The organism is Mesobacillus jeotgali, from assembly GCF_900166585.1.
Taxonomy (GTDB): domain Bacteria; phylum Bacillota; class Bacilli; order Bacillales; family Cytobacillaceae; genus Mesobacillus; species Mesobacillus jeotgali_A.
The window spans coordinates 193,424-210,376 of the sequence record NZ_FVZC01000009.1 but is presented as its reverse complement, the minus strand read 5'-3'; the positions used below and the strand labels follow the sequence as shown (position 1 = coordinate 210,376).

Below are 16,953 nucleotides of genomic sequence, written 5' to 3'. Positions count from 1 at the left end.
CGGGAATCCCGCCAGCTTTTGCTTTTACCTATTTACTATTGTTGAATTTTTCTAGCAAAACTGGATAGGTGTGAATGATTTCCCCTTCTTTGCTGCGTTCGTAAAGATTAAGGATCAGAGATCCGTTTTGCGGAAGCTTGCTTTCAGGGATAGTGATGTCAATCGACAACGAGTGCCAGTCCGGATATTTTGACTCCTGGGTCACTTCTGTTTCCGCAATCAGCTGGTTATGTCCATCCTCAACTGAATAAAAGAACCTGCCCTGGATTGGCCTGGCTTCTCCCAGGACTTTATACGAACCCATGGTGCCCTTTGAATGAACGCCTTTAAAAACTGGATTTTCACCTGGAACATACATTTTCTTCTCATCAGTCAGCTGCTTTTTGTCCATTACAGGTTTTTCGCCTATACTAGTGGCCTTTAATTGAGCAGTGACTGTGTATTCGCCTTCTTTTACTCTGGTGCCCGCATTTTTATAATCCCAGTTTTCTCGCCATTTCTTCGTCTCTTGCGGTTTCAAAGTCAATTTTTCAAACGCCTGTAAAAAGGCCTTGTCCTCTGAGTATTGATAGACCTTCTTACCTTTATCATCCATAACTATGATTTCATACTTCTGAGAGGTGGGGAATTCAAATGTCAAATTTGCATCACCATGATTCTGGAGGGTTAATTCAAACTCAACATGTTCGGGACCGGCTATTGGGTCGATGTAAAAACTGAAGCCTGGGTTTACCGTTGTCTGCTTTTCCTCCCCTATTGCCAATGCCGGTGCAACCGCCATCAACACCAAAATGATCAATAAGCTGATTCTCCTCATTCACAAACCCCCGTTTCTAATTTTATTCCCGCCTGAAAAAACCAAAGATCCCGGCTGTCTCTACAATATTGGTGAACGCCTGAGGATCGACTTCCTTGATGATATGTTCAAGATCGTACATTTCATACCTGGTGATGACAATAATCAACATCTCCTTTTCTTCCCCGGAGAAAGCCCCTTTTGCAGGAAGCAATGTAATGCCGCGGACTAGCTTGTCATGGATGGCTTTCTTTAATTCATCCGATTTCTTGGTGACAATCATTGCCGTTAATTTTTCGTGACGAGTATGGATCGCATCGATCACGCGAGTGGAAACATACAGTGCCACAAGAGTATAAAGTGCATTTTCCCAGCCAAAAATGTAACCTGCTGTCATTATAATGATGCCATTTAAGGCAAAGAAATATGTACCAACCGGGCGATCATTCATGCGGGAAAGAATCATTGCTATGATATCCATGCCACCTGTCGACGCCCCCCATTTCAATGTCAGCCCAACCCCCAGTGCCCCGATGACGCCGCCAAAAACAGCATTCAGCAGGATATCACCGGATACTTCCTTCACAGGCAGGATTTCAAGAAAGAATGATGAAAGTAATACAGATATAAAGCTATAGAGGGTAAATGATTTCCCTACTTTCATCCAGCCGAGGATTGTCACAGGAATATTCAATAGCAAAAGAAGAATACCTGTCGAAATGTTAAATGGAGCAAATTCACCCAATATGCTCGAAACTAGCTGGGCTATTCCGGTGAAACCGCTGGCATAGACATTTGCCGGGATTAAAAAGAAATTCAGCGACATCGCATTTAAAAATGCGCCGATCACTACGATGATGATTTTTTTTGTTTCCAACCAGACCATGTGAATCCCCCTTATATTTTTCTATTCTTCCTCTACCCCTATTTTGCCGAAAATCACTATATTTAATTGTCTTTTTGAGATATTCCCGATAAACTATTATCATATAAAGGTTGAAAGCAGGTGTAAGTGATGTCAGTAAAAATCATGGCTGACAGTGCATGTGATTTGCCATTGGATTTTTATGAAGAAAATGGCGCAATTTTATTTCCATTAAAAGTTCAAATTGATGGAACCGAGTATGAAGATCTCAGAACAATCCAGCCTAAAGAAGTATATGATGCAATACGCGCTGGCAACCTTCCAAAAACCTCACAGGCGTCTCCTGCTGGTTTTAAAGAAGTTTTTACAGAATTAGCCGAGAATAACCAGGATGGAATTTACATAGCTTTCTCTTCTGAACTGTCAGGAACCTACCAGACCGCTGTCATGATTGCCCAGCAGGTCAAAGAGGAATATCCCGATTTCAACTTGTCCGTGATTGATACAAAATGCGCTTCTCTTGGACAGGGGCTTGTAGTCATGGAGGCTGTCCGCATGGCTGAGGCGAATCGTCCAAAGGAAGAAATCGTGCAGGCTGTCCAATTCCTCAGCCAGCATATGGAACATCTTTTTTCCGTGGATGACCTTGACCATCTCGCAAAAGGCGGACGTGTATCAAAAGCGTCAGCATTCGTTGGCGGGCTTCTCAATATAAAGCCGCTCCTGAATGTTGAGGATGGCAAACTGGTCCCTATTGAAAAAATCCGCGGTAAGAAGAAACTCCTCCGCAGGATAATCGAAGTGATGAGGGAACGCGGCGATGGAATCGAGGACCAGATCGTCGGCATCAGCCATGCTGACGACCTCGAAACAGCTTCAGAGATGAAGGACATGGTTATAAGTGAACTTCATGCCAAAGATGTCTATATCACTTCGATTGGGGCAGCTGTTGGTTCCCATACCGGACCAGGCACAATTGCAATTTTCTTTTTAAATAAACAGCCCTCTTAAATTACATACTCCTTTGAGGTTATGGAAAAATAAAATGTACCTAACCTGAAAGGAGTTTTTCTTATGCCGCATACATCCGATAACGATAAAAAGGCAAAGGACAACAATGCCCTTCGCCATGAAAAAAATATGATGCGTGAAAAGAACAGGAAGGCTGGAAAGAACGCCTATTCTAAAAAAACTGACCATTTATAAAAAGAAAAATAGAGCCAACTGGCTCTATTTTTCTTTTTTATATGTCCAATTATCTTCCTGATAAATTTTGTCTTCCTTCATAAGCCTGCCCAATGCGCGTTTAAAGGAGCCTTTGCTCATCCCGAAGCGTTCCTGGATATCTTCGGCCATGCTCTTGTCATGGTAAGGCATTGCTCCATTCCTCAGGTCGAGATAAGCCATGATCTTCTCAGCGTCCTCATCCAGTGCCTCTTGCTTGCGCGGGAGCAGCGAGATATTAACGGAGCCGTCTGGTTTCACATCAATAATTCGGCCTTCGACTTTCTCGCCAATGCGCGGCTCGGTACGGCGTTGTGATTCATGGATAAAACCTTTGTATCCTTCTGCGGTAATCATCCAGCTGCCAACCCTTGCCGTACGGTAAATATAACCGTGGACATTCTTATTGAAAGCACTTCTGTCCGCTGGAACCGAAATTTCCTGGATGACAGGGTCAGTCGCCATTCGAGCATAAATCATATTATTACGATTCACCCTGAGCGTAATATAAAGCAGGTCCCCTTTTTCAGGCCAGACCGACCTTACAACTGGCAGGTCTTCCTCACCTAGCAGGACATCCTTGCTGATTCCGATATCAAGGAAAACCCCAATACCCTCCTTTACGTCAACAACTGATACCCATTCATATTCACCCACTTGTACCTTTGGAATCTTTGTAGTTGCAGCAAGCCTGCCCCTTGATTCCACAAATAGGAATACCTCAACCTTCTCTCCCTCTTCAAAGGTCCGGTCAGTATCATTCGAATGGAGCAGGACATCCTCTTCTCCATCTGTTAAAAAATAGCCGAAATCAACGATTCTTGCTACGGTCAATTCCAGAGTCTGACCGGTATATTCATTCAAGGACATAAAAATCCCTCCTGCCTTGTTTTTAGTGCCTTTTTTCGAATTAATTATTGCTATACGGACCAAAACTAAAATCCGCATTCTTAAATGGGCGGGCTTTGAAAATTCCCCAATTGGATATGCGAAAATATTCGTAAAAACCCCAAAGCTGATTTTTACTTTGGCTGTGAGCACAACATGTTTCCGAAATGAGCCTTATTAAACAAATTTGCTGCATAACGCAAAGTTGTTTGAACTGCTATATTTTACTATAATGTAAGCAAAAGCGAAAGCGTCTGGACAGTTCCTTGTTCATGCGCTGCATAAAATAGATTACCCGGAGGTAGCCATGTCTAAAGAGAGCTCATTTGATATTGTATCCAAAGTTGAAATGTCAGAAGTAACGAATGCAATCAGTATTGCCATGAAGGAAATCCAGAACCGTTACGATTTTAAAGGAAGCAAAAGTGACATTTCCCTAGATAAGGAAGAACTCGTCCTAATTTCTGATGATGAATTTAAGCTTGACCAGTTGAAGGACGTTCTATTCAGCAAAATGATCAAACGCGGAATTCCAATAAAAAATTTGGACTACGGGAAGGTGGAACGTGCATCTGGCGGGACTGTGCGCCAAAGAGCCAAGCTGGTGCAGGGAATTGATAAGGAGAATGCAAAAAAAATCAACACAGTCATCAAAAACAGCGGCCTGAAGGTAAAGAGCCAGGTTCAGGACGACCAGGTGCGCGTGACTGGAAAGAATCGTGATGATCTCCAAAAAATTATTGCAGCTGTTAAAGAAGCGGACCTTAGCGTTGATGTTCAATTCGTGAATTATCGTTAAAACCCACGCAATACTAAATATTGTATAGAAGCGGACATTGTGATGCATTGTCCGTTTTTGTTTTATTAATTTTAAAAAAAGAAATGCCCCTAAACAACCTTCTATGTGTCTAAACCTTCTCTCCATATTAAAAGTCAAGTGTGATATTTATCTATTTGCAACAGAAAATTCGAGATAACTTTCACAAATCCTTCACAAAGTACTATTGGATTCCCCCTATTTTCACGTTAATATACCAGTAGGGGTATAAAACAAAATAAACTTTTAACCGAAAGGATGACAATACAATGGGTAAAAAAATCGTAATAGTAGGCGGTGTTGCAGGAGGCGCAACTACTGCAACCAAACTAAGGAGACTCGATGAAAAAGCTGAAATCGTACTTTTTGAAAGAGGGGAATTCATTTCATTCGCAAACTGTGGATTGCCATACCATATTAGTGGAGTGATTGAAGATCGTAAAAAACTTCTTCTTCAAACTGTTGAGGGGATGAATGCCCGCTATAACCTAGATATTCGCAATTTCTCAGAAGTGACATCAATCAACCGTGAAGAGAAAACAGTTTCGGTGAAACACGTCCAAACTGGTAAGGAGTATACAGAAAGCTATGATGTACTTGTTCTATCACCAGGGGCAAAACCAATCATTCCTCCAATCGAGGGTTTGAAGAGCGCCAATGTATTCACACTTAGAAACATTCCTGACATGGATAAAATTAAAGCTTACCTTGAAGACAACTCACCAAAGAATGCAGTTGTGATCGGCGGAGGCTTCATCGGTCTTGAGATGGCGGAAAACCTTGTCCATGCTGGAATTAATGTTACTCTTGTAGAGAAATTACCTCAGGTTATGGGTCCGGTTGATCCTGAAATGGCAGCAATCGTTGAAGATGAATTAAGAAAGAATGGCGTTGAGCTAATCCTTGGCGATGGAATCACTGATGTACAGGAAAATGGCACAAAGGTTGTCCTTGAGAGCGGAAAGACCCTTGATGCAGAATTGATTATCCTGTCAATCGGCGTGCGTCCAGAAAATCAGCTCGCAGCAGAATCGGGCCTAGACCTTGGCGAACGCGGCGGTATCAAAGTCAATGAATATCTGCAGACTTCCGATCAGTCCATCTATGCAATGGGTGACGCCATCGAAGTCACTGACTACATCAATGGCCAGCCAACTATGATTCCGCTGGCATGGCCTGCGAACCGCCAGGCACATATTGTCGGACACCATATCAATGGCAGAAATATTGCATACCCTGGAACTCTCGGAACTTCCATCGTAAAAGTATTCGAATTGACAGCTGCTACAACTGGCAACAGCGAAAAACTTTTGCGCAGACTGGGTATTCCATATGAAGTTGTTCATATTCACCCACTGTCACATGCTGGCTATTATCCTGGCGCAGAGCAAATCTCTCTTAAGGTCATCTTTGATAGAGAAAGCGGCAAGATCCTCGGTGCTCAGGCAGTAGGTAAAGATGGTGTCGACAAGCGTATTGATGTCATTGCCACGGCAATTAAAGGCGGCCTGAGTGTCTATGACCTTCAGGAGCTTGAGCTTGCTTACGCACCACCATTCTCTTCTGCTAAGGACCCAGTAAACATGGCTGGATATGTAGCCTCCAATATTGTTGACGGAACAATTGAAACAGTACAACATTATGAAGTGGACGATCTAATCGAAAAAGGTGCATTCATGATTGACGTCCGTACAGAAAAAGAACACGCAGAAGGCAAAATTGAGGGTTCAAAGAACATCCCTCTTGACGACCTGCGCAACCGTCTTGACGAGCTGCCTAAAGATGATACCATCCTGATCACTTGCCAGGTTGGCCTAAGAGGATACCTTGCTTCACGGATCCTTCAGCAAAATGGATTCAAAGTAAAGAACCTCACTGGCGGGTACAAGACTTACTCTATCTTTAAAAATAAAATTCAGTAATGAATATAGCGGCTCCCTTTGAGGATGCCGCTTATTTTGTTTTTTGCTAAATGCAGAGCTTCTGCTTTTACCGTTTTTGCACTCCTTTTCACTTTTTGGGACAATGCAGAGCTTCTGCTTTTACCGTTTTACATTTCCTTTCACTTTTCGGGCAATGCAGAGCTTCTGCTTTTACCGTTTTGTACTCCCTTTCCCTTTTTCGGGCAAAGAAGAGCTTCTGCTTTTACCGTTTTGCACTCCCTTTCACTTTTTTGGGGAATGCAGAGACTCTGTCTTTACCGTTTTGCACTCCCTTTTACTTTTTCGGCAATACAGAGCTTCTGCTTTTACCGTTTTGCACTCCCTTTCCCTTTTTCGGGCAATGGAGAGCTTCTGCTTTTACCGTTTTGCACTCCCTTTCACTTTTTTGGGGAATGCAGAGCTTCTGTCTTTACCGTTTTGCACTCTACCTTTTCGGCTCCTCTGTCATAAACCAAGAGAAATCGATTACAAGCTGGGCCGTTCTTATTTACCCTCGATAACAAAAAGAAGGAATTTCCATGTTTTCACTCTGGGTTTTAAAGGAATCTAATAAATGGGATATAAATAGAAGGAGTGATATGTTCTATGGCTAACGAGAAAAATAAACAAGGTTTTCCGCCACAGCATCAGGATCATCAGCCTGGTACTGAGCCGGAAATGAATCCCGAACCAAAATCAGTCGATGAAAATTATAAAGGGTCTGGAAAACTGTCTGGCAAGGTTGCTTTGATTACTGGAGGAGATAGTGGAATTGGCAAATCTGTTGCCATCTACTATGCAAAAGAAGGTGCGGATGTAGCGATTGTCTACCTTGAGGAAAATAACGATGCCCAAACGACGAAGGAGCTAATTGAGGCTGAAGGCCGTAAATGCCTGCTGCTAGCCGGTGATGTTGGCAGCGAGCAGTTTTGTAAGGATGCTGTAAAGCAAACAATAGAACAGTTTGGTAAAATTGACATCCTTGTCAATAACGCTGCAGAGCAGCATCCGCAAAAGAGCCTGCTGGATATTTCTGCTGAACAGTTGGAGAAGACGTTCCGCACGAATATATTCTCAATCTTCCACCTGACTAAAGCAGTCCTGCCTCACCTTCAAAAAGGAAGCACGATCATTAATACTTCCTCCATAACCGCATATAAAGGCCACGAGACGCTGATTGACTACTCGTCAACAAAAGGTGCTATTGTTACTTTTACGCGTTCCCTTGCCATGTCCCTCACGTCACAGGGAATACGGGTTAACAGCGTAGCTCCAGGTCCAATCTGGACTCCTTTGATTCCATCAACTTTCTCAGCTGAGGAAGTCGCTAAATTTGGTACAAATGCTCCAATGGGACGAGCTGGCCAGCCGTATGAACTTGCACCGGCATATGTCTATCTTGCAAGCGATGATTCCACATATGTCAGCGGACAGACAATCCATGTAAACGGCGGAACTATAGTTAATGGATAGCACAAACACAAAAAAAGCAAAGCGTACAACAACGCTTTGCTTTCGCTTTTTTATACCAGTGATTCCTTAGAGTTCTTGGGTTGATCACAGGAAAATCTCGTCACAATCTTGAACGGCACAATAATCCGTTTGATTGGTTCATCAGGATTCTCAATTCTTTGGATGAGGCTCTTGGCTGCCTGGTATCCGAGGTCAAAAATGTTGATATCCACAGATGTGAGAGGCGGTCTGGCCATCTCGGCTATCAATACATTATTAAAACTTACAATGGAAATATCCTTTGGTACAACGATTCCCATCTCATCAAGTTTATTCAAAACACCTAATGCCATCAGGTCATCCGCTACGACCATTGCTGTAGGTGGATGTTCCAATGAGAGCAGCACTTCAACTGCATCCTGACCGCTCTCCCGGAGGAATTCGTCATTGATGATATAATCATCGACCAGCTTGATCTCTGAGTTCCTCAAAGCCTTTTCATAGCCTAGCAGGCGCTCTACCGTAACCACTAGATCGAGATTGCCTCCGATGAAACCAATTCGGTCATGACCGAGCTGGATTAAGTATTCGGTGACTTCTTTTCCAGCTTTAAAGTTATCATTATCAACATAGCTCGTATTTTCGTCATCTTTAAACGGCTTGCCGATCACGACAAATGGAAAATCTCTTTCCTTAAGATAAGAGATAACTTTATCTTCAACTTTTGAATATAAAAGAACCACACCATCTACCCTGCCGCCCTGGACCATTGCAACGACACCATCGAAAATTTCATTATCTGTTTTCCCGGTAGTCATATGAAGTGCGTATTGTTTCGCATGTGCCCCTTCACTCAATCCGGTCAAGACAGTTGGAAAGAACGGGTTCTGAAATACAACATCTGTCGAGCTTGGCATAACAAGCCCGATTGCCCTTGTAGACTGACTCGCAAGGCTTCTGGCGATAAAGTTTGGGTGATACCCAAGCTGGTCCATAACCTCCCTGACTCTTTCCTTTGTTTTTTCGCTGATCCTAGGACTATTGGCGATAACACGAGAGACAGTTGAAGGTGCGACATTTGCGACCTTCGCAACGTCTTTTATTGTAACAGCCATTAAGTTCCCCTCCCTTTTGCCAGAAAAAATCCCTATCTTTATTATAAATGAATTGTCCAGCTTTTTACCTTATTTTTTTAAAGAGCTGCTGTTAACAATAGTGGTAAGTATTGGAGCAAAACTTATTCTTTGTTTCTTTTCCTGGCTCTTCTGACAAGGAGGAAAATGAAGCCAAAGAATGCAGCATACACCGCCCCCATTGTAGTTAAATAAGGGATATTCAAACCTGTTTTTTCTGCCAGTACATAGATTTCGGCTTCCTCTCGTTCTAGCGCCAGGTTATATTCCCCGTTTTTGCTCTTTACAAGGTCATCCGCCAGCAGGCCACGCAATTCCTGGTCATCCTTTAACTGATCGGCGGTCAGGGTGACATTCTGGGTGTTGGACGTATTATTAATTGCTATGACTGCTGTTTCATCCTGATAAGTACGTTTGAAAACAGCCATTCCTTTTTTTTCATAGAGAACTTCAAGATCCCCTCTGGTAAGTGAAGGAAGGTCATTCCGGAGCTCGCCGATTTTGGTGATATAGTCAATTAATTCTTTATCAGCCCTGAAGCTCATTTGCCTGCGGTTATCCGGATCTTCTCCGCCATCAAGCGCTATTTCGCTTCCATAATAAACAATCGGAATTCCAGGAGCCGTATACATATAAGTCAGCGCCATCTTCCATCTCGTTCCCGGGTGCTGCCTGTTCTGGACCGCTTTCCTTGTGAATCTGACCATATCATGGTTATCAATGAAGTTTCCCATCAGTTCGGGATTTTCATATATCGACTTATTTCTTTTCGCTGTCGTCAATAGCCAGTCCAATGTCTGATCTGGCTTTTCGAAAGCCGTGCGCAACTGTTCGTTCAAAGGAAAATCAACAAAGCCATCGATCCCTGCTTTATCGTATTTGGCAATGTAATTCGGATCCTCCGACCAAACCTCGCCGATCAGGTAAAAATCATCTTTGACACTCTTCACTTCTTTTGAAAAATCTTCCCAGAAATCAACTGGTACGTGGCGGACAGTATCAAGCCTGTAGCCGTCGATATCCGTTTCTTCAATCCACCATTTAGCCGCATCCAATAAATATTTCCTTGTTTCCGGATTTTCCTGTGCTAAATCAGGCAGCCCGTAAAGCCAGTTATTCTCCAGCTCATCCTGGTTGTTCCAGTCAATGATATCCTGCTTTTCATGGAACCAATCCTTCTTTGCTGGATCGTTCACCCATTCCTGGTCCGGAGCAACATGGTTTACGACAAAATCAAGGATGATTTTGATATCCCGTTTGTGTGCTTCTTTAACAAGTTCTTTAAATTTGTCAACGCTTCCAAAGTGCTCTTCGGTATTATAAAAATCTTTAATCCAGTACCCATGGTAGCCTTTATCGGCGTTGTCAAAAACTGGTGTCAGCCAGATCGCGGTAAAACCCATGTCCTTTATATAATCCAGCTCGTCAATGACTCCCTGGAAGTCTCCGCCATGATAAGCTTTGGGATCATTTGCATCCACCTTGAAATCATTGCTATTGTCACCGTTGTTGAAACGGTCCACCATAAGAAAGTAAATAGTTTCATCCTGCCATTTGCGTCCTTCTTTTTCAGCCGCACCTGCTGGGAGGGCGTAAAAAAGAAGAAACGGAATCAAGATGAAGATGAACTTTTTTTTCATCTCCGCTCCTCCTCATAATTTAAGCAAAGGCCAATTATGGCCTTTGCTTAAAATTTGTCTGCCCTAATAGATTATCCTTTTGTTCCGCCAGCCGTCAATCCTGATACGAAGTATTTCTGGAATGACAGGAACAGGATTGCGATTGGAACTGCAATGAGAACAGCACCCGCTGCGAAGGTAGTGAATTCAGCACCAAACTGTTTTGCTACCATGTCATAAAGGCCAACAGCAAGTGTGTATTTTTCTTCTGTTCTTAAAAGAATTCTGGCAAGGATGAAATCACCGAATGGAGCGATAAATGCGAACAATGCTACAACCGCTATGATTGGTGTCGCAAGCGGCATGACGATTTGGAAGAAAATCCTCAAATGGCCTGCACCGTCCATTTTAGCTGATTCATCAAGCTCTTTCGGAATTGTATCAAGATATCCTTTCATTAACCATGTATTCATCGGGATTGCGCCCCCGACATATACAAGGATCAAGCCTAAATGAGTATCAAGTAAGCCAGTTAGTAAAGCAAGGATGAAAATAGCGATCAATGCTGCAAAGTTTGGAATCATCTGCAGAATCAGGAATGTCATCAAGCTGTTTTTACGTCCGATAAAACGGTAGCGTGAGAATGAATAGGCTGTCAAGCTAACAAGGATGACAGTGAACAGCATTGTCAGAACACTGACTTTCAATGAATTCCAGTACCAGTATAAGTACGCGCTCTTGCTGGTATCAAAAAGTTCCTTATAGTGTGCGAGCGTCGCATTTTTTGGGATGATGTTTGAACCAGACAAACTCTGCCCTGGGTTGAAGGAAGATCCGACAATCCAAAGGAGCGGATAAATAATAATAGCGAACATGACCAAAATCACAAGATACGTTAATGTCAATCTGATATATTTCTGTCGTTTGATACTCATATTACATCATATCCTCTTCTTGGAATGATTTCGTTCTCTTGAACTGCCACAGAGCTACACCAATAACAATCAGTGATAGCAGCATGGTGATGGCAGCGGCTTTGGAATATTGTGCAGAAGTCATGGTCAGGCTGTAAATCCACGAAATCAGGATGTCTGTTCCGCCGGCATTTGCGCCTGAAACTGCAGGTCCTCCGCCGTTGAAGAGATAAATGATATTAAAGTTATTGAAGTTGAATGTGTATTGCGTAATTAGGATTGGCGCTGTAGCAAATAGCACGAGCGGCAAAGTGATATTCTTGAATTTCTGGAAGTTTGTTGCGCCGTCCACTGTGGCAGCTTCATACAATTCTTCCGGAATGGATTGAAGGACTCCTGTCGTCATTGCAAAAATAAACGGAAATCCAAGCCATGTCTGAATCAGTATCAAGGCTATTTTCGTGTACATCGCTTCGGTCATCCATGGAATTGGATCGATTCCAAACATACCAAGGATGTCGCGGTTGATGGCACCGAATGATTCATTGAACATACCAGCAAATACAAGGATTGAAACGAATGCCGGAACTGCCCAAGGAAGGATGAAAACTGTACGGATAATTGCCCTTCCTTTTACATCCTTCTGATTCACCAGGATCGCCAGGAACATACCTAAAGCTACCTGCAAAGTAGTTGCGACAAATGTCCAGATGATCGTCCAGGAAAGAACCGAGAAGAATGTCTCACGCCATGACTGCAGCTGGAACAGGTCAAAGAAGTTTTTAAGCCCGACCCAGTCAACAAGTTTTGCAGGCGGTGAATGATATAGATCGTAGTTAGTGAAAGCGAGCAGCACTACGAAAATAATTGGGAAAACTACAACAAAAATGAGAAGCAGGAATCCAGGTGACATGATTAAGTAAGGGAAACCATTGTCAATCAGGTTATTGTATTGTTCCTTTACTGTGCTCAGGCGTTCACCTGCGTCCCTTTTCAATCCGACCTTATAAGCGTCGTTTAGGTTGAATAGATAGAAACCGATTCCAAAAAGCAGGACAATGAGGGCCAGGATCCCCTCAACCATCAAGAAGATGGAATGGTCACGCGGTGTTTGCTCCCCAAGAGTAAACAATCCCCATAATCCCATGTTCAGCAGGTCTGAGAACACTCCGAAGAATGCACCAGTCAAGATCAGGAAAGCAGTTCCTTTTAAGTATTGCTTGTTGTATAGCTGTCCTAGCCCAGGAATAATCGAAAGGGCTGTTGCTATTCTGCGGTGGTTGGTTTGATAGGACTTCTCTTTCATCCTATATTCCCCTTTCTCTTTCTATGATTGATAAGGCTATTTTCGTAAACGTTGCTGCTCCCATCGGTAAGTTAATGAGGATCTTTTGATTCTCGCAACCATAACATTTGATGAACAACATTCAATCCGATAATCCGCCTTGGTAAAAGCATCAGATGCTTTATGAGAACGAATACATTATCATCCATACAGAATGAGTTCCTAACTCTCTGTATTATTCCGAAATCTCTTGTTTTCACTCTCATGAAGCATCTGATTGACTTATCTCTATTCTAGCGCAACCGTTTGCTCAATGAAAGACTTTTTTACTGCAGAATTCGTAAACTTTGTGACTTTCAATTTCCGCTTACGAAAAAAACAGATTCTGGAATTTTCTACTGTAAAATACAACAGTACCCCCACAATGGGAGGTACTGCTATATCATTTGATGCTATTATTTTGAGTGGTTTTGCTTGATGTTTTGTTCGATTTGCTTTACAGCAGAATCTAGAGCAGCTTTTGGCTCAGCTTTGCCTGTTACAACAGTTTGCAATGCACTTGCCATTGGTGCCCAAACTTCACCCATTTCAGGGATGTTTGGCATTGGAACTGCGTCTTGGGTTTGAAGTGCAACAGCTTTAGCACCTTCATTTTCAGCAAGAGCTGGATCGTCAACTAATGCTACGTTTGTTGGTACTTCTGAAGTTTGCTCGAAACGGTATTTCGCATTTTCGTCGTTTGTGATGTACTCAAGGAACTTAGTAGCCCAGTCAATGTTCTTTGAGTAAGAAGATACGTGCCAGCCTTTAACACCCATGAAAGTCTTCATTGGAGTGCCATCAGCAAATTTAGGGAATGGAGCAACACCGAAATCGATGCCAGCATCTTTCATGCCGCCGAATGCCCATGGTCCGTTCATAACAGAAGCAACATTACCTTCGTTGAATAGTCCGTCCATAGCAGATCCGCCGTTTTCGCCGATGATTCCGTTAGGGAATAGCTTTTCAGCGTACCACTTCTGGATGTACTCAGTACCTTTTACAGCACCTTCATTGTTCAAGCCAAGATCTTGAGGGTTAAGAGCACCGTCTTTTTCCCCGAAAACATATCCGCCGTTGCCAGCGATTGGAGCGTGTGCAAAGTAGAAGTTATCCCAAAGTGCAAGGAAACCGTATTTGCCATCTTTAGTGTTAGCTTTTGCGAACTCATATAGATCTTCCATTGTAGCAGGAACTTCTTTCATAAGAGCCTTGTTGTAGATGAAAACTGGAGTTTCAGCAGACTTTGGAAGTCCGAATAATTTACCATCGAAAGTTTGTGCAGAGATAGAAGACTCAGAGAAAGTTTTCTTTACGTCGTCGCTTACCTTAAGTTCAGCGATATGTCCCTGAACTGCAAGCTCACCGATTTGGTCATGTGGAAGAGTGATGATGTCCGGGCCAGTTCCAGCAGGACCGTCTAGACGTAATTGCTCTTTCATTTTTGTAGCCATTTCAACTTCTTTGAACTCGATTTTGATACCGTGTTCTTTTTCAAAGTCAGCAGCGACCTTTTCAAGCCAGCCGGACTTATCTTTGTCTTCCCAAACTACCAGCTTCTCTGGTTTAGAAGCATCTTCTGTTTTCTTGCCGTTGTCTTTTGAACCTGTGTTTTCTTCTTCTTTAGGTCCACAAGCAGCAAGAGCGCCAACCATTAAGATCAGCATCATGAAAATTGACAATGCTTTTTTCATGTGTATACCCCTCCTAAAAATGTGTAATTACTTTTCATTGTGCAGAAAGTCTTCCAATCTGTGCAAACGTTTGTAATCCTGTCTGCAATTCTATGAAAACGATTGCACAACCTACTTATTATTATAAAGACTAAAATCTTTTTGACAACTAATTTTTTTATTTTTTTTAACAGAGTCGAGAAATAATTAATTTTTTGTGAATCGGCTTTTTATAATTGACATTTCAAAATAGGTGGTCTACCCTTGTTTTAATCTATGATTTGATAATGAAAGGAATGGTCTCTCCTTGCTAAAAGAAGCGATTTACCACCGCCCCAAAGATAATTATGCATACGCTTGCACTGATGAAGAGCTACATATCCGTATTCGCACAAAAAAGGATGATATAAAGGAAGTTTCCCTTTTGAACGGAGATCCTTATGACTGGCAGGATGGAAAATGGATGACGAATACCGTTCCAATGAATAAAAGCGGTTCCGACCAGTTATTCGATTATTGGTTCGTCTCTATTAAACCGCCTTATAAAAGGATGCGCTACGGATTCATACTGACTGATGGAATCGAAACAGCCTGTCTGACTGAAAAAGGTTTTTACGACCAACCTCCTTTAGACGATACAGGATACTATTTTGCAATCCCCTACATTAATAATATTGATGTCTTTCGTGCTCCTGGCTGGGTGAAGGATACAGTCTGGTATCAAATCTTCCCTGAGCGCTTCGGGAATGGCGATCCTTCTAATGATCCTGAAGGTGCTTTGCCATGGGGAAGCGCACCGCCCGAAAGGGATAACTTTTTTGGCGGAGACCTCGAAGGTGTAATTCAGAATATCGATTACCTAGCCAAACTAGGGATTACCGGGATTTATTTTACGCCGATTTTCAAGGCTTATTCCAACCATAAATACGATACAATCGATTATATGGAAATCGACCCGCAATTCGGTGACAAAGAAACGCTTAAAAGGTTGATCCAGGTTTGCCATGAGCATGGAATCAAAGTCATGCTAGATGCTGTGTTCAACCATAGCGGCTTTTATTTCCCTCAGTTCCAGGATGTCCTGGAAAAAGGTGCAGAGTCGCCTTATAAAGATTGGTTCCACACGAATGAATTTCCGCTTGTAATGGAGCCAAGGCCTAACTATGATACATTTGCCTTTGAAAAATCAATGCCAAAGCTGAACACAGAAAATCCGGAGGTGATTGAATATCTCCTGGAAGTTGGACGCTATTGGGTGCGTGAATTCGATATTGATGGCTGGAGACTTGATGTAGCGAATGAAGTCGACCACTCATTCTGGAGGAAATTCCGTACCGAAGTGAAAGCAATCAAGCCTGAGCTCTACATTCTTGGAGAGATCTGGCACGACTCTATGCCATGGCTTCGAGGTGACCAGTTCGACGCTGTCATGAACTATCCGTTCACAACCAATATCCTGAACCTGTTCGCGCGAGGATCCATTACTGCAAACGAATTTATTGAAAACATGACAACTGTCAACCATATGTATCCAAAAAACGTCAATGAAGTCGCCTTCAACCTGATTGGAAGCCATGATACACCAAGAATCCTGACTGAATGCGGCGGTGACGAAGATAAGGTAAAACAGATTTTCACCATACTCCTTTCTTACATTGGTACACCTTGCATCTATTATGGCGATGAAATTGGGATGAGCGGCCCTCAGGATCCAGGCTGCCGGGAATGCATGAAGTGGAATGAAGAAGACCAGAACAAGGATATGTTTGAACACGTCCAGAAGATGATCAGTCTCCGTAAGGAATATCCTCTTCTGGCGAACGATGGGGAACTTCATTTCATTCCATCGGATTACCATGAAAGCTGCTTCGCTTATTCGAAATCCAACGGCGAAACAACCATTTTGGTCGTCGTGAATATGAGCAATGAAGAAGCAAATTATCACCTGCCATTTGATTTAAAAGGCAAAAAAATCACAAACATATACACTGGCGAAGAATATGCTGCTGATAGCAATGAATTGACTGCAAAGATTGCCGCAAATGGATTTGCATTGTTCCAGTTTTAAATTCAAGTGCCCCTTTTCCTGTTGGGAAAGGGGTTTGCTTGTTTGAATGGTGAGAATAAATACACTTTCCATGTAGGAGAACACAATTCGCGGAATTAATGGTGTTTTCCGCGGAAATAAATCTCTTTTTCGCGGAATAAATATAGTTTTCACGGAATTACAATTGGGTTTCGAGGAATTTTTTTTGTAAATATAATCCTCATTTTATTTTTTTCTGAAAACGATTGTTTTTCACTCGATATCCCTCCTATTGTCTGT

Annotated in this window: 14 protein-coding genes; 6 read left to right on the top strand and 8 right to left on the bottom strand. The window is 42.6% G+C overall.

The window, feature by feature from the left end; all coding sequences use genetic code 11:
- Positions 1-28 precede the first annotated feature (28 nt).
- Together B5X77_RS11085 and B5X77_RS11080 are read right to left on the bottom strand one after the other, a co-directional pair.
- Positions 29-817, bottom strand: coding sequence for a BsuPI-related putative proteinase inhibitor (locus B5X77_RS11085; RefSeq protein ID WP_079508057.1), 789 nt, complete (start codon positions 815-817; stop codon positions 29-31).
- A gap of 22 nt (positions 818-839) precedes the next feature.
- Positions 840-1,682 carry a YitT family protein gene (locus B5X77_RS11080; RefSeq protein ID WP_079508056.1) on the bottom strand — a complete coding sequence of 281 codons (843 nt, stop codon included), beginning with the start codon at positions 1,680-1,682 and terminating at the stop codon, positions 840-842.
- A gap of 129 nt (positions 1,683-1,811) precedes the next feature.
- Here B5X77_RS11080 and B5X77_RS11075 point away from each other — a divergent pair, with 129 nt between their 5' ends.
- Together B5X77_RS11075 and B5X77_RS11070 are read left to right on the top strand one after the other, a co-directional pair.
- Positions 1,812-2,672, top strand: a complete 861-nt coding sequence (locus B5X77_RS11075) for a DegV family protein (RefSeq protein WP_079508055.1) — start codon at positions 1,812-1,814, stop codon at positions 2,670-2,672.
- 63 nt (positions 2,673-2,735) lie between these two features.
- Positions 2,736-2,867, top strand: coding sequence for a DUF3941 domain-containing protein (locus B5X77_RS11070; protein ID WP_079508054.1), 132 nt, complete (start codon positions 2,736-2,738; stop codon positions 2,865-2,867).
- Between the two features lie 24 nt (positions 2,868-2,891).
- Here B5X77_RS11070 and B5X77_RS11065 read toward each other — a convergent pair whose 3' ends face one another.
- Positions 2,892-3,755 (bottom strand): CvfB family protein, encoded by an 864-nt coding sequence (locus B5X77_RS11065; RefSeq protein WP_079510200.1) that lies wholly within the window; start codon positions 3,753-3,755, stop codon positions 2,892-2,894.
- Positions 3,756-4,080: 325 nt separating this feature from the next.
- Between B5X77_RS11065 and B5X77_RS11060 the strand changes: the two genes are divergently transcribed.
- The 3 genes from B5X77_RS11060 (at position 4,081) to B5X77_RS11050 (ending at position 7,985) form a co-directional block, all read left to right on the top strand.
- A complete protein-coding gene (locus B5X77_RS11060; protein WP_079508053.1) occupies positions 4,081-4,572 on the top strand; it encodes a YajQ family cyclic di-GMP-binding protein in 492 nt (163 codons plus the stop codon).
- Positions 4,573-4,859: 287 nt separating this feature from the next.
- Positions 4,860-6,512 carry a CoA-disulfide reductase gene (locus B5X77_RS11055; protein WP_079508052.1) on the top strand — a complete coding sequence of 551 codons (1,653 nt, stop codon included), beginning with the start codon at positions 4,860-4,862 and terminating at the stop codon, positions 6,510-6,512.
- Positions 6,513-7,118: 606 nt separating this feature from the next.
- Positions 7,119-7,985 carry an SDR family oxidoreductase gene (locus B5X77_RS11050; RefSeq protein ID WP_079508051.1) on the top strand — a complete coding sequence of 289 codons (867 nt, stop codon included), beginning with the start codon at positions 7,119-7,121 and terminating at the stop codon, positions 7,983-7,985.
- Between the two features lie 50 nt (positions 7,986-8,035).
- Here the strand turns inward: B5X77_RS11050 and B5X77_RS11045 are convergent, their stop codons facing one another.
- The 5 genes from B5X77_RS11045 to B5X77_RS11025 all read right to left on the bottom strand — a co-directional run bounded on the left by B5X77_RS11045 (position 8,036) and on the right by B5X77_RS11025 (position 14,648).
- Entirely contained in the window at positions 8,036-9,079 is a 1,044-nt protein-coding gene (locus B5X77_RS11045; protein WP_079508050.1) for a LacI family DNA-binding transcriptional regulator, read from the bottom strand.
- 122 nt (positions 9,080-9,201) lie between these two features.
- Complete coding sequence (locus tag B5X77_RS11040; protein ID WP_079508049.1) at positions 9,202-10,737, bottom strand: alpha-amylase family glycosyl hydrolase; 1,536 nt, start codon at positions 10,735-10,737, stop codon at positions 9,202-9,204.
- Between the two features lie 71 nt (positions 10,738-10,808).
- The gene (locus B5X77_RS11035) at positions 10,809-11,651 is read right to left on the bottom strand and encodes a sugar ABC transporter permease (RefSeq protein ID WP_079508048.1); all 843 of its coding nucleotides are present in this window, start codon (positions 11,649-11,651) and stop codon (positions 10,809-10,811) included.
- Between the two features lies 1 nt (position 11,652).
- Entirely contained in the window at positions 11,653-12,936 is a 1,284-nt protein-coding gene (locus B5X77_RS11030) for a carbohydrate ABC transporter permease (RefSeq protein WP_079508047.1), read from the bottom strand.
- Between the two features lie 434 nt (positions 12,937-13,370).
- Entirely contained in the window at positions 13,371-14,648 is a 1,278-nt protein-coding gene (locus B5X77_RS11025) for a sugar ABC transporter substrate-binding protein (RefSeq protein ID WP_079508046.1), read from the bottom strand.
- 286 nt (positions 14,649-14,934) lie between these two features.
- Between B5X77_RS11025 and B5X77_RS11020 the strand changes: the two genes are divergently transcribed.
- Positions 14,935-16,695, top strand: coding sequence for an alpha-glycosidase (locus B5X77_RS11020; RefSeq protein ID WP_079508045.1), 1,761 nt, complete (start codon positions 14,935-14,937; stop codon positions 16,693-16,695).
- The last annotated feature ends 258 nt before the right edge of the window (positions 16,696-16,953 follow it).